Here is a 13,559-nt window from a genome sequence, read left to right as displayed (position 1 = left end):
GGTGTCCATGGGCCGTAAAGAAATGGTTGCAATGCTGTTGGCCGGAGGAGAAGGAAAAAGACTTGGCGTATTAACCAAGGATCTGGCCAAGCCAGCCGTCTACTTCGGAGGGAAATACCGGATCATAGATTTCACGCTTAGCAATTGCGCCCATTCCGGGATTGATACGGTAGGGGTGCTGACGCAATACCAGCCGCTTGAGCTGAACCGCTATTTAGGTATCGGCACGCCGTGGGGACTTGACCGCAAGGATGGCGGGATGGCTATTTTGCCTCCTTACGTGAAGCAGAAAGGCGGTGTCTGGTATACGGGAACCGCGAATGCCATCTATCAAAATATGGCGTTTATCGAGCGCTACAATCCGGGCTATGTGCTCGTCATTTCGGGTGATCACATTTATAAAATGGACTATGATCTGATGCTGCAGCATCATAAACGCAGCGGCGCGGATTTAACGATAGCGGGAATTGAAGTGGACTGGAAGGAAGCGAGCCGCTTTGGCGTCATGCATGTAGACGACGAGGATCGGATTACAGCCTTCGAGGAGAAGCCGAAAGCGCCAAAAAGCAATATCGCTTCGATGGGCGTCTATATTTTCTCATGGGCGCTGCTGCAAAAATATTTGGTGTATGACGAAGCGAACCGCAGCTCCAGTCATGACTTCGGCAAAGATATCATTCCGGCAATGCTGAAGGACGGCTTGCATCTTAGCGCTTATTCCTTCAAGGGTTATTGGAAGGATGTGGGTACGATCGAGAGCTTATGGGAGGCCAATATGGATTTGCTGGCCGATGAGCCGTCGCTCGACCTCGCCGATCCGGAATGGCGCATTTATTCCGTCAGCCCTAACCGGCCGGCGCAGTTCGTCTCGCCCGATGCGAAGCTGTCGGCGTCGATGGTGACGGAGGGCTGCATTATTGAAGGGAGCATCGAGCGCTCCGTGCTGTTCTACGGCGTTCATGCGGGGAGAGACAGTGAAGTAAGCGAATCGGTTGTCATGCCAAACGTAAGGATAGGCGAGGGTGCGAAAATATACCGCGCCATAATCGGAGAAGGAGCCATTATCGAGGACGGCGTCACGGTCGGCAATCCGGAGGATGATTCTATTACGGTTGTGGCGGTAGGTGAATTTGTCGGGAATGACCATATGCTGCTGGAGGTGGAGCCGTCATGAAGCACCGGGTGATGGGCGTCATTAATTTGATTCATGAGACGGATGAACTGGAGCGGCTTACGCAAAGCCGCTGCCTTGCAACGGTGCCTTTTGGCGCCAGATACAGATTGATCGACTTTGCGTTGTCCAGCATGGTCAACTCCGGCATTCATAAAGTAGCGATTTTTGCCCATAAAAAGTACCGCTCGCTAATGGATCATGTAGGCTCCGGAAGCCATTGGGACTTGAACAACCGCCAAAGCGGCTTGTTCCTGCTGCCGCCGGCAACCGATGATATTCAGGAAATCAGCCGCGGCGATCTCTACCATTTCTATCAGCACCGCGATTACTTTAACCGCTCGACACTGGAGTATGTCGTGATTACGCGCAGTCATATGGTATGCAACGTCGATTTTGGCCCGATTATCGAATACCACCAGGAGCGGGAGGCCGATATTACGATCGTCTGCAAGGAACAGGCCGAACAGCTGCTCGGAAGAGCGCGTAAGGTAAGGATGGACGACGATGGCCGGATTACAGCCATTCAGGATCACTACGGCCGGATGCTGAGCGACACCATCTCTATGGAGATGTACATTATGAAGAAGGAACTGCTGATGGAGCTTGTGGAAACTTCACTGGCACAGGGGCAGGATCATCTGGTCCGGCATGCGATTTTCTCCCGGATCGACCAGCTTCGTATTTACGGTTACAAGTATGAGGGCTATCTGGGCGTCGTCAATACGCTGGCCAGCTACTACGATCATAATATGAGCCTGCTGCGGCCGGACGTATGGCGAGAGCTGTTCTTCCAGCCCGGGACCGTATTCACGAAAGGGAAGGATGAACCGCCCGCCCGCTATCTCGGTACCTCGAAGGTGGTCAATTCCCTTATAGCCAATGGCTGCCGGATTGAAGGGACGGTGGAGAACAGTATTATTTTCCGCGGTGTCCATATTCGAAAAGGGGCTGTCGTCCGCAACAGCATCATTATGCAAAATGGCGATATCGGTGAAAACAGCATCGTGCAGTACAGCATTCTGGACAAGGATGTCCGCGTGCAATGCGACCGTGATATCCGCGGCACGATGACGAGTCCGTTTCTGGCAGGCAAGCGTAAAATTATATAGTTCCAGGCTCGCTTGATGTGGCAATAGGCGGCCAAACGATTGCGGACATAACGGGGTGAATGCAATGAACCTATTATTTGCAGCTTCAGAGGCGGTGCCGCTGGCCAAGACGGGCGGACTCGCGGACGTAGCCGGGGCGCTTCCGAAGGCTTTGCGGGAAAGCGGAGCGGATGCGAGAGTGATCATGCCGAAATATGAGGAAATCCCGACGGTCTACATGGATCAATTCGAGCGGATTGCGGAGTTTAACGTGTCGTTCAGCTGGCGCAACCAATATTGCGGCCTGCTGAGGGCGGAGATTGACGGCATTATCTATTACTTAATCGATAATGAGCACTATTTCAAACGCAGAGGCTTGTATGGCTATGGCGACGACGCGGAGCGGTTCGTATTTTTCTGCTTTGCAGTGATGGAGGCTTCACGTTATCTGGATTTCCGGCCGGACATCGTTCATTGTCATGACTGGCAGACAGGGCTCATTCCTTTCCTGCTCCGGACAAGATATGCATACGATCCAGCCTGGGCAGGAGTGAAGTCGGTATTTACGATCCACAATCTCAAGTACCAGGGCTTGTTCGGAATCGATCTGCTGAAGGATTTGCTTGGCGCCGGAGATGAGTTGTTCGGTCCGGACGGCCTTGAATTTCACGGGGCTGCCAGCTGCATGAAGGGCGGACTTGTGTATGCGGACAAGCTGACGACGGTTAGCGAGACCTATGCGAAGGAGATACAGGGCTGGGAGTACGGTGAGCTGCTGGACGAGCTGCTACGCTACCGGTCGGGCGACTTGAGCGGCATCCTTAACGGCATCGACGAGCAGCTGTTTGATCCGATGAATGATGCTGCTCTGCATACACCGTACCGCAATTCATTGAGCCGCAAGCGGAAAAACAAGCTGGATCTGCAGCGGGAGATGAACTTGCCGCAATCGGAGGATGTTCCGCTTATCGGCGTTGTGACCCGTCTTGTGGAGCAGAAGGGATTTGACCTCATTGCGGCCAAGCTGGAGCTTCTTATGCAGGAAGACGTGCAGCTCGTTGTACTCGGCTCGGGAGAGCCGCAATACGAAGCGTTGATGAACGATACGGTCCGCCGTTATCCGGACAAAGCGGCAGTATGGCTCGGTTATAACGACCGGCTTGCGAGAAGGATATACGCCGGCTCCGACTTGTATCTGATGCCATCCCGCTTCGAGCCTTGCGGATTGAGCCAGCTGCTGGCGCTGCGCTACCGCTCTGTGCCTATCGTTCGTGAAACTGGAGGGCTGAAGGATACGGTTCGCGCCTTCAATGAATATACTGGCGAGGGGAACGGTTTCAGCTTTACGTATTACAATGCAGACGATTATTGGCATACCGTCAAGAGAGCTCTGCAATTCTACAGGGATGAGAAGGCTTGGAAGCAGATTGTCGCCAATGCGGCAAAAGAGGACTATAGTTGGAACCGTTCGGCTAAAGCCTACATGGCACTGTATGAACTACTTCTTGCGGATCGAAAGGGGAAAGAGCTATGGCCCGTCATCTCGTAATCGGCAACGGCAAGCTGCTGCTAAATCTCGATCAACACTGTTATATCCGGGATATTTATTATCCCTATGTCGGACAGTTGAATCATGTGGGCGGTCATTATTGCAGATTCGGCATTTGGATCGGGGGGCAATTCTCCTGGCTGGATGAGCCGGAATGGAGGTTCGAGCTCGACTATATCGAGGATTCGCTCGTTACGAACATTATTGCAAGGCATGACGGGCTGGACGTCGAGCTTCATATGAACGACGGCATCCATCAGCGGGAATGCATCTATATCAAGCGTGTCGTCATCCGCAACCGGAGAAGCGAGCCCCGTGAAGCCAGACTGTTTTTCCATCAGGATCTGATGATTGAAGGCTCTGAGGTAGGAGATACGGCGGCTTATTATCCGGAAAACAATACGTTATTCCACTACAAGCGGTCGAACTATTTCATGTTCAGCGGCTCTACCGACGAAGGCGGAATGATGCAATATTCAACCGGCATCAAACGTTTCCACTCAGCAGAGGGGACGTGGCGGGATGCTGAGGATGGCGTGCTGATGGGCAATACGATTGCACAAGGCTCGGTCGACAGTACGATCAGCTTCCGCACGATTATTCCGCCAAACGGAGAAAAGACGATCTATTATTGGATGTCGATCGGCAAAAATCTCGAGGAAGTCAAAGCGCTGAACCAATATGTACAAGACAATAATCCCGAGAAGCTGCTCAGCCGAATGGTTATCTATTGGAAGCATTGGCTGCGCCGTGCGGAGACGGAGCTTGGCGATTTGCCGAAGCCGATCGTACGTGCCTTCAAGCAAAGCCTGCTGCTCGTCCGGACACAGGTGGATGAACGGGGAGCAATACTGGCTGCCAATGATACCGATATCCTGCAATACAACCGGGATCATTACAGCTATATGTGGCCGCGTGACGGAGCGCTGATTGCGGAGGCAATGTCGCTTGCCGGATATCAGAGCGTGATCGCGCCCTTCTTCCAATTTTGCGCGCAGGCGTTGTCTCCGGAAGGCTACTTGTACCACAAGTACAATCCGGACGGAACGGTTGGCTCAAGCTGGCATCCGTACATTGTGCAGGGCAGCCGCAGACTGCCGATTCAAGAGGATGAAACGGCGCTTGTCCTGTTTGCGCTCTGGCAGGATTATTCGCGGAATCAAGTGATTGAGCTGCCGCAATCGCTGTACAGCAATCTCATTCGCAAGGCGGCTTCCTTCCTGAGCGAATATATCGATCCGTCGCTTTCGCTGCCGAAACCAAGCTATGATCTGTGGGAGGAACGCTATGGCATCTGGACGTATACAGCCTCCTCAGTATATGCGGGTCTGATGGCGGCAGCCTTCTTCACCGAGCTGTTCGGCGATTATGAACGGAGCGATCATTACAGAGATACGGCAAGCACGATTAAACAGGGCATTCTAACTCATCTGTGGGATGAAGAGTCCGGCAGATTCGCCCGCGGACTTATTCAGAAGGATAACCGCTGGGTGAAGGATATGACGCTGGAGAGCAGTGTGTTCGGCATCTGGGAATTTGGCGTGCTGCCGGTGCATGACGACAAAGTGTCCAGGACGATGCGCGCGATTAAGGATGGTCTGCAGATTCGGACGGATATCGGCGGAATCGCCCGCTACACCAATGATTATTACTTCCAGCAATCGGGCGAGATTGATAAAGTTCCGGGCAACCCGTGGATCATCTGTACGTTGTGGGTAGCCAACTATGAGATTGAATCGGCTTTGACGCTCGCGGATCTTGAAGGGCCGAAGCGGACGCTGCAATGGGTTGTCGATCATGCGCTGCAAAGCGGTTTGCTGCCGGAGCAGCTGAATCCGTATGATGGAACGCCGTTATCCGTTGCGCCGCTCACATGGTCGCATGCGACCTTGGTGCAAAGCGTCAGCAAATATGCGGAGAAATATAAGGAGCTGCAAGGGAAGCAACAACCACAGGAGTAGCACAGCAGCTGTACCATAACAAAAAGCCGTCCCGGCTGGAAACGCCGGGACGGCTTTTTGTTATACCTGTATAGTTATTGAATTAGAACAGCCAAGAGCGCGATATGATGACGAGCAAAATGAAAAGAACGAGAATGATGCCTGTACTCGTCCAGAGACCGCCTACCGGTACGCAACCTACATTAGCACCTGCTACAGGGTATCCCACCGTTCATAACCTCCCGAATGTGAATTTTGCGATGCAGTGAAGCACATCACATGGTTAATGTATGAAGGCGGCGCCCGTAATTATTGGACGTTTGTACCGGTACAAATGTAATTGTGGCAAATGCCCAGTGCTTACCTTCGGCCCGGAGACTGCGGCTTCCTCCGAAATTGGCGGATATGCTTAATCCGGGCTTCAGCTACCGTTTCCATCGTATTGCCGGCCTGCACGCTGGAGGAGGCGCCGACCGCAGTAACGAAGATGCAGCCAACATTAATGCGTGGAGAGCAGTTGGTTCGATGGATAACGACAGCTTCTTCTGCTTCGAATGCTGGATCATTCAAAACCGGGAGCGGCCGCTCAAATATTTCGTATGACTCGAAATAGACCGAGCCAGCCGTTTCATGTCCTTCCTCCCGCTGTACGGCAAGCGCCCGGAGTTTGGGTGTATAGTATCCCCGATCACCCAGTTGAATGATAGAAGACAACGAGACATCAATGAGGGCAAGGCCGCAAATCTCTGCTGTCCGTACGGGGTAGCCGGCGTCTTGACGGTTGTCTGGCGGCATCAGGATTCGTTTTCCGATTCCGGCTCTGCCGTTTCGCCGATAGCCTGCGAAGCTCCCTCTGGGCTTGGGAAAGGGACGAGCGGGCCGACGATGACGGATTCCGGTGGTGTATCGAACATGGAATATAGCGTCATATAATCAGTATCCCCCACTTGCAGAGAGGAGGAGCTGGCAACACCAAGCACTTCGATGGAGCCAACGACAAGTGCATGGTTATATACGTGGAAATGGATCATTGTGAGCGACCTCCATATTGCATATTCAAGATCAGGCCGATGCTAGGAGCTTTGCAGCTGGCGTAAGTACTGCTGCAGGGCCGCGTCGGTGTCACGGGATGTTTTGGCAATGACATCCGCTTTGAATGCGGCCTCGCTTTCGGCGTTAAGCGGCGCTCCGTCTTGCTCTTTGGCTGCCGTCTGCATATAGTAGTGAATCCGGGTAGGCAGCTGCTTGCGAATATCGTTAATAATTAAACGGCGGTGGTACGGATCAAGAGATAGCCCCATATCGGATTCCATCTGCATCAGCTTCTGCGGAGCAGTTGTTTCTAAATATTGATTCATTTGCGCCTGCACATCGCTGAAAGGGCCTCCTGGAGGCGGCGGCGAGATGCCCGGTGCGGCTGAAGGGAAGACGTTCTGTTTGGCTGCAGAAAGCTGCTCGATTTCCCCCGGGGGCGACTCTGAGCCCGGCGGTGTCATGCCGATATTGAGCGTACCCTCCAGCTTCTCTACCTTCAACTGATCGAAATGGTATTGCAGGTTTTCGATCTTGTAGGTTGGTTTTGCTTCCAGCTGCTGCAGCTGCTCACATACGGCGGACAGCTTCGATTCAAGGGAATGGATTTGCTCCTCCTGCCGGCTAAGCTTGGTTTGAACTTCATGCAGCCAAGCATGCCAAGGGGAGTAGCCATTCGGTTGCTGCTGCATGTTGGATGGCCTCCTGTCTATGAGGGATTAGGCAGCGGAACGAAGGAAAGCGGATTCTCCTGGCCAAGCTGCGCGGCTGGACCCGTAAAGCCTCCCGTATTATAAAGCTGGGACAATGAACGGATCGAACCTGCGCTCCCGATCTGAAGCACAGAGCTGTTCGAGACGCTGTCGACACGCAGCTGCTTAATCGTAATCGTCTGATGAATCGTCCAGTTCATATAACGTTGACTCCCGTGCCGATCTCGTTCTGTGTGCTGTCCTGTACGTCAGGATCAAGCGTATTGGTTGCGCTGACAGCGTTGTTCGCATTGGCGAGGCTGCCTGTCAGGAAGGAGCCGGAGCCGGCATAGGTTTTGGAAGTGCTTGATGGCGATAGCTGTACGGAATCGCCGAATTGTACGATAGAGCTGGAGCCTGTGCTGACGATTTTGACAAAACCGACGATGGATGGCATGCGCGTTCACTCCTTTTACGGTATTACGGTATGCTACATCGTATGCGGCATTCGCCTAGAGGTTCCGTGAGTCCGATGCTGTAATGTGGCGCTAACGCCCAGACCGGCATATGTTGTGAGAGGGAGGTGAATGCGATGACGTCCAAGTGGGATGATCTTGAACGATGGATGGAGGGGCAAAAGCTCCCAAAAGGGTTCGACGTGCTCAAAGAGCCTGATTGGGTGGAGCAATTTGTCCGTAAAATGATGACAAAAGCGCTGCCTGAAGCGGCTGGAGTGATGACTAGCCAAGCGGATGATCCTTCTTTTTTTGAAACCCATCACTTCGTCATCGTTAAATTTCCTTTGCCGCCCGGTGTGAAGCGCGATGAGATGAAGCTTTATGTAAGGGAGGACCGGATTCGCATTGAGGGACTGCCGGAAAACCGGACCGAGACGGTGAAGCTGCCGAAGCCTGTGAAACCAAGAATATGCCGGGCACTGGTTAAAAACGGCATTTTGCAGGTGAAGCTGCGCAAGCGCCCGGGCGCCCGCACTTATTATGAAGCGGATATTCGCTGGTAGCGTGGCTATAGCTGCTAAAGCTGCTCATACTGTCACGAAATCTACCGGATTGCGGCTGGATAAACCTTGCATAATCCCTTATAATGCTATATAGCGAGCGGAACGGCAAAGGCTTACAAAGCCGTTTCTATCATTACATAGGGGAGTGTAGGGCGTGTCTTTAGTCGATGTCAGCAGCGTATCGGCGACTTTATTCATACTTGGGGTCGTCTTCTTATTGCTTATATTCGGATTGCTTAGCTTTGGAATATTGCGAATGTTCCAGCAGCGCTTCCGCGCGGGGTGGATCAGCTTCGCAGGCGCTATCGTCAGCTTTGTCGGGTTTATGCTCATATTAAACAAGTGGTTCCTGTGACGGACCCGTCTTGCTGATTGGAGGGGTCAACTATGCTATGGACGGCTATATGGTTTTTCATTAATATACTGTTTGTCGTCTCCCTGATCATGTTCTTATTCATGCAGCGCTCCGTATCGGAAGCGGCGGCGAACACAAGCGAGCCGGACAAGCTGCAGCGTGCCAAGGCGCGCCGCAATGCGACGGCGATCGTCTCCATCGCCCTGCTGATTGCGATGAGCGCCAGCTTTCTGATCAATATGCGGCTTAACGGGTAGCGTTATTAAAAGGCCGCGGAGGTCTATGAAAAGAGTTTTACGGAGGGCTCTCATTGACGAGAGTCTTTTTTTTCGTCATTATGGAGAGAGAATATCTATATGCGGAGGTTTTATTCATTGCATACGTATGAAGAAATCGTGCAGAAGATGGCAAGCCAAGGGCTGCGCATAACCGATCAACGAAAAACGCTGGCGAAATTGTTCGCGGAGTCTCCGGGATATTTGGCGCCTAAAGCCGTTTACGAATATATGGGCAAGTCCTATACCGGACTCAGCTTCGATACCGTCTATCGCAATTTGCGCGTGATGGAGGAACTGGGCGTACTAGAGCAGGTAGTGTTCGAGGAGGGCGTCAAGTTCAAGCTGCATTGCCGGGAGCATGACCATCACCATCATATGATCTGTTTGCAGTGCGGCAGAACGTATCCGATTACGTACTGCCCGATGGAGCAGACGATTGTGCCGGATGATTTCAAAGTTGTAAAGCATAAGTTCGAGGTGTTTGGCTACTGCAAGGATTGCGGGCAAGACGAGCCGGCTCAGGGAGAAGGCTAATGTCCGGGCAGCCGAAAGCGAGAAGGGTGCTGCAGGCGCCGATCGTCTTTTACCGCAAGGTGCTGTCCCCCTTGAAGCCCCCGACGTGCCGGTTCTACCCCACTTGCTCCGCTTACGCGCTTGAAGCGCTGGAGAAGCATGGCGCCGTCCGCGGGTCATGGCTTGCGGCGAAACGGATCGCACGCTGCCATCCCTTTCATCCCGGCGGCTTCGACCCGGTCCCGCCGGCACCCGGCGAGGAGCAGCCGAATGGCCATGAGGGAGCTTGACAGGCTTGCAGGTTGCGGTTATATTTTGAACTATAAAGGTTAATAATTGCAAAATAACAGTCCGATGAACGGATAAGTACGATGATGATTGTGAATGATCGTCCTAGAACAGAGAGCCGGGCAAGACGCTGCAAGCCGGTATAGGACAACATCGGAAAATGGTCCCGGAGGAATCATTTTCGAGCCGCGATGGCGTGGTAAGGGAATGGCGCTAAGCCAGTGATAAAGGCTATGCCGTCTACATCGACGGCACACGAAGCAATGATGCGCGGTTTATCCAAGCGGATAGGCACGCATGATTGGAATTTGGGTGGTACCGCGTGAGTTCGTAACTCTCGTCCCATGTTGGACGGGAGTTTTTTGCGTTCTGTTTTTAATATTAAGGAGGAATAGAGATGACGGAATCTAACAAAAGCTTTTATATTACGACGCCGATTTATTACCCAAGCGACAAGCTTCATATCGGTCACGCCTACACGACTGTGGCAGGGGATGCAATGGCCCGCTACAAGCGGCTGCGCGGTTATGATGTCTGGTATTTGACCGGTACGGATGAGCATGGACAAAAAATTGAGCGCAAAGCAGAAGAGAACGGGAAAACGCCGCAGCAATTCGTTGATGACATTGTCGTTGGCATTAAAGAGCTGTGGGCAAAGCTGGAAATTTCCAATGATGATTTCATTCGCACGACAGAGCCGCGCCATAAAGTCGTTGTAGAGCGAATTTTCGAGCAGCTGCTCAAGCAGGATGATATTTATAAAGGGGAATATGAAGGCTGGTACTGTACACCATGTGAATCGTTCTTCCTGGAACGCCAGCTTGTGAACGGCAACTGTCCGGACTGCGGACGTCCTGTTGAGCTTGTGAAGGAAGAAAGCTATTTCTTCCGGATGAGCAAATATGCAGACCGCCTGCTGAAGCTGTATGAGGACAACCCTCAGTTCATTCAGCCGGAATCCCGCAAAAATGAAATGATCAACAACTTTATTAAGCCGGGCTTGGAAGATCTGGCCGTATCGCGGACGACCTTCGACTGGGGCGTTAAAGTGCCGGGCGATGCGAAGCATGTCATCTATGTATGGATTGACGCGCTCTCCAACTATATTACGGCATTGGGCTACGGACAAGAGGGCGAGGAAAGCGCGAAATATGCGAAATACTGGCCTGCAGATGTACATCTTGTGGGCAAGGAAATTGTACGCTTCCATACGATTTATTGGCCGATTATGCTGATGGCGCTTGGACTGCCTGTGCCAAAAAAAGTGTTTGCTCATGGCTGGCTCCTTATGAAGGACGGCAAAATGTCGAAATCGAAGGGCAACGTCGTTGATCCGGTGACGCTGATCGACCGCTACGGTCTGGATGCGGTTCGTTACTACCTGCTGCGAGAAGTGCCTTTTGGCGCGGACGGCACGTTCACGCCTGAAAACTTTGTCGACCGGATCAACTTCGATTTGGCGAATGACCTTGGCAATTTGCTTAACCGGACAGTGGCGATGATCGACAAATATTTTGATGGTGCAATTCCGGCATTCGCAGGCAAGGTAACCGAATTCGACGAGCAGCTGCAGCAGCTTTCCGTACAGACGGTAGAGCAAGTAGAGGCGGCGATGGAGAACATGGAGTTTTCCGTGGCGCTTGCTGCGATCTGGCAGTTTGTAAGCCGTACGAATAAATATATCGACGAAACACAGCCTTGGGCGCTTGCGAAGGATGAAGGCAAGCGGGAAGAGCTTGCTTCGGTTATGCATCATTTGGCGGAATCGCTCCGTATTGCCTCGATCCTGCTTCAGCCGTTCCTGACTCATGCGCCGCGTGAGCTGTGGAAGCAGCTTGGCCTGGAAGCGGGAGAGCTGACAGAGTGGGAGAGCGCGAAGCAATTCGGGCAGCTGCCTGGCGGTACGCAGGTTAGCAAAGGCTCACCGATATTCCCGCGCTTGGAATCGGCTGAAGAAGTGGCCTACATCGCAGCAGCGATGGGGGGAGGCGCTTCGGCTCAGGCGGAAGCTCCGGCTGCCGCTCAAGCTTCTGCGGCTAATGGCGCTGCGGACGAAGAGGAAGAGATCGAGCATAAAGAAGAGATTGGCATTGACGAATTCGCCAAGGTGGAGCTTCGTGTAGGGCAAGTTATCTCTGCCGAGCCGGTGAAAAAAGCCGATAAATTGCTGAAGCTGCAATTGGATCTGGGCTATGAGCAGCGTCAAGTCGTATCCGGCATTGCTAAGTTCTACACACCGGAGCAGCTGGTTGGCCGCAAGGTGATCGTCGTAACGAACTTGAAGCCGGTCAAGCTTCGCGGAGAGCTGTCGCAAGGGATGATACTGGCGGCATCCAAGGGCGAGCAGCTGACGCTTGCTACGGTACCGGATGACATGCCTAACGGCGCAATCGTGAAGTAAATCGTAATCGCAACTAGCAGCCGTCAAAGGGGCAGAAGCTCCTTTGACGGCCTTTTTTTGCCTAATTCTAATTGTATGGTGCGAAGTGTATAGGCTGGAATGGAGGCGAGTATAGTAAAAATAGTTATGAGATTTAGGGTTGACAGTGTCTATTAGCCGCTTATATAATGTAAATCGTAATAGTAACGATTACTAACAAGAACATAGAAATGGGAGAAGCCTACTTATGAGAAATAAAACTGCAAGCTCAATTCGAATTTCTGCAGCTGCGATGCTGCTGGCTGCTTTTGCACTTGTTATTGCCGCATGCGGCAGCGGCTCGGGCGGTAAAATAGTGGAAGGCAAGACAAACGTGGTTACGACCTTTTACCCGCTCTACTACTTAGCTTCCGAAATCGGAGGCGACAAGGTAAATGCCGTCAACTTGGTGCCGGCTGGTGTGGAGCCGCATGACTGGTCACCGAAGAGTCAGGATTTAGATCTTTCATCCAAGGCGCAGCTGTTCCTGTATAACGGTGCCGGACTTGAAGGCTGGACTGATAATTTTCTTAAAGGCTTGTCGAAGAAAAGCGAGCTCGTGACGGCCGAGATGAGCAAGGGCATTACGCTTATTAAAGGCAATCCGGAGGAAGAGCACGAAGAGGAAGGGCATGAAGGCGAAGAGCATGACGACCACGGACACAGCCATGATCTCGACGTTGATCCGCATACATGGGTAAGCCCGAAGTCGATGATGCAAATGGCGGAAAATGTGAAAAACAGCCTCGTCGAGGTAGATCCGGCCAACAAAGCAAGCTATGAGGACAATTACGCTGCGCTGCATGCGAAGCTTGAAGCGTTGGATCAGCAATTCCAGACAGAGCTGTCCAAAACTTCGAAGAAAGATATCGTAACGTCTCATCAGGCGTTTGGTTATCTGGCTAGAGATTACGGCTTGAGACAGACTGCGGTTATGGGACTGTCCCCGGATGCGGAGCCGAGAGCGCAGGATTTGCTCCAAATTGCGAAATTCGTCAAGGAAAATGATATTCGCTACATTTTCTTCGAGGAGCTGGTGTCCCCGACGCTTGCGAATACGCTGGCAAGCGAAGCAAAGGTCGATACGATGGTCCTTAATCCGATCGAAGGCCTGACACCGGAGCAGGAAAAGCGCGGAGATGACTACATTACACTTATGGAAGCCAATTTGCAAAATTTGATTAAGGCATTACAATAGGATGATAGGACA

The 13,559-nt window shown here is 52.3% G+C and carries 17 protein-coding genes; 11 read left to right on the top strand and 6 right to left on the bottom strand.

Features of this window, described 5'->3' with window-relative positions:
• Positions 1-7: 7 nt before the first annotated feature.
• The 4 genes from ACFVVF_RS07160 to ACFVVF_RS07145 all read left to right on the top strand — a co-directional run bounded on the left by ACFVVF_RS07160 (position 8) and on the right by ACFVVF_RS07145 (position 5,772).
• Positions 8-1,174: a glucose-1-phosphate adenylyltransferase gene (locus ACFVVF_RS07160; protein WP_387806709.1), complete on the top strand. Its 1,167-nt coding sequence runs from the start codon at positions 8-10 to the stop codon at positions 1,172-1,174.
• The gene (gene glgD / locus ACFVVF_RS07155) at positions 1,171-2,283 is read left to right on the top strand and encodes a glucose-1-phosphate adenylyltransferase subunit GlgD (RefSeq protein WP_387806707.1); all 1,113 of its coding nucleotides are present in this window, start codon (positions 1,171-1,173) and stop codon (positions 2,281-2,283) included. The genes ACFVVF_RS07160 and glgD overlap by 4 nt, the downstream gene beginning before the upstream one ends.
• Positions 2,284-2,347: 64 nt before the next feature.
• Positions 2,348-3,811, top strand: a complete 1,464-nt coding sequence (glgA, locus tag ACFVVF_RS07150; protein WP_387806705.1) for a glycogen synthase GlgA — start codon at positions 2,348-2,350, stop codon at positions 3,809-3,811.
• Positions 3,793-5,772 (top strand): glycoside hydrolase family 15 protein, encoded by a 1,980-nt coding sequence (locus tag ACFVVF_RS07145; protein ID WP_387806703.1) that lies wholly within the window; start codon positions 3,793-3,795, stop codon positions 5,770-5,772. The genes glgA and ACFVVF_RS07145 overlap by 19 nt, the downstream gene beginning before the upstream one ends.
• 82 nt (positions 5,773-5,854) lie before the next feature.
• On the opposite strand, the gene ACFVVF_RS07140 is transcribed toward ACFVVF_RS07145, so the two are convergent.
• From ACFVVF_RS07140 to ACFVVF_RS07115, 6 genes are all read right to left on the bottom strand, one after another.
• The gene (locus tag ACFVVF_RS07140) at positions 5,855-5,980 is read right to left on the bottom strand and encodes a sporulation protein YjcZ (protein ID WP_188887519.1); all 126 of its coding nucleotides are present in this window, start codon (positions 5,978-5,980) and stop codon (positions 5,855-5,857) included.
• A gap of 131 nt (positions 5,981-6,111) precedes the next feature.
• Positions 6,112-6,546: a spore germination protein GerPE gene (locus tag ACFVVF_RS07135; RefSeq protein WP_387806701.1), complete on the bottom strand. Its 435-nt coding sequence runs from the start codon at positions 6,544-6,546 to the stop codon at positions 6,112-6,114.
• Entirely contained in the window at positions 6,546-6,782 is a 237-nt protein-coding gene (locus ACFVVF_RS07130) for a hypothetical protein (protein ID WP_387806699.1), read from the bottom strand. The genes ACFVVF_RS07135 and ACFVVF_RS07130 overlap by 1 nt, the downstream gene beginning before the upstream one ends.
• A gap of 42 nt (positions 6,783-6,824) precedes the next feature.
• On the bottom strand, positions 6,825-7,475 hold the full coding sequence (gerPC, locus tag ACFVVF_RS07125) for a spore germination protein GerPC (protein ID WP_387806697.1): 651 nt from the start codon (positions 7,473-7,475) through the stop codon (positions 6,825-6,827).
• A gap of 17 nt (positions 7,476-7,492) precedes the next feature.
• Positions 7,493-7,696 (bottom strand): spore germination protein GerPB, encoded by a 204-nt coding sequence (locus ACFVVF_RS07120; protein WP_387806695.1) that lies wholly within the window; start codon positions 7,694-7,696, stop codon positions 7,493-7,495.
• A complete protein-coding gene (locus ACFVVF_RS07115) occupies positions 7,693-7,932 on the bottom strand; it encodes a spore germination protein (protein ID WP_387806694.1) in 240 nt (79 codons plus the stop codon). Before ACFVVF_RS07115 ends, ACFVVF_RS07120 begins: the two co-directional genes overlap by 4 nt.
• Positions 7,933-8,067: 135 nt before the next feature.
• On the opposite strand from ACFVVF_RS07115, the gene ACFVVF_RS07110 reads away from it, so the two are divergent.
• The 7 genes from ACFVVF_RS07110 (at position 8,068) to ACFVVF_RS07080 (ending at position 13,547) form a co-directional block, all read left to right on the top strand.
• Positions 8,068-8,496, top strand: coding sequence for an Hsp20/alpha crystallin family protein (locus tag ACFVVF_RS07110; protein WP_387806692.1), 429 nt, complete (start codon positions 8,068-8,070; stop codon positions 8,494-8,496).
• Positions 8,497-8,650: 154 nt separating this feature from the next.
• On the top strand, positions 8,651-8,851 hold the full coding sequence (locus tag ACFVVF_RS07105; RefSeq protein WP_188887524.1) for a hypothetical protein: 201 nt from the start codon (positions 8,651-8,653) through the stop codon (positions 8,849-8,851).
• Positions 8,852-8,883: 32 nt separating this feature from the next.
• Positions 8,884-9,108, top strand: a complete 225-nt coding sequence (locus ACFVVF_RS07100; protein WP_387806690.1) for a hypothetical protein — start codon at positions 8,884-8,886, stop codon at positions 9,106-9,108.
• A 147-nt stretch (positions 9,109-9,255) separates the two neighbouring features.
• Positions 9,256-9,663: a Fur family transcriptional regulator gene (locus ACFVVF_RS07095; protein ID WP_387808889.1), complete on the top strand. Its 408-nt coding sequence runs from the start codon at positions 9,256-9,258 to the stop codon at positions 9,661-9,663.
• On the top strand, positions 9,663-9,932 hold the full coding sequence (yidD, locus tag ACFVVF_RS07090) for a membrane protein insertion efficiency factor YidD (protein ID WP_387806688.1): 270 nt from the start codon (positions 9,663-9,665) through the stop codon (positions 9,930-9,932). The genes ACFVVF_RS07095 and yidD overlap by 1 nt, the downstream gene beginning before the upstream one ends.
• Before the next feature lie 395 nt (positions 9,933-10,327).
• Positions 10,328-12,331 carry a methionine--tRNA ligase gene (metG, locus tag ACFVVF_RS07085; protein WP_387806686.1) on the top strand — a complete coding sequence of 668 codons (2,004 nt, stop codon included), beginning with the start codon at positions 10,328-10,330 and terminating at the stop codon, positions 12,329-12,331.
• 226 nt (positions 12,332-12,557) lie between these two features.
• Positions 12,558-13,547, top strand: coding sequence for a metal ABC transporter substrate-binding protein (locus tag ACFVVF_RS07080; RefSeq protein ID WP_387806684.1), 990 nt, complete (start codon positions 12,558-12,560; stop codon positions 13,545-13,547).
• Positions 13,548-13,559 lie beyond the last annotated feature (12 nt).

Origin of the sequence: Paenibacillus sp. NPDC058174 (assembly GCF_042883865.1) — a bacterium.
In the GTDB taxonomy this organism is placed as follows: Bacteria; Bacillota; Bacilli; order Paenibacillales; family Paenibacillaceae; genus Pristimantibacillus.
The sequence above is the reverse complement of the archived record's forward strand: the minus strand, read 5'-3'. Positions and strand labels throughout refer to the sequence as shown.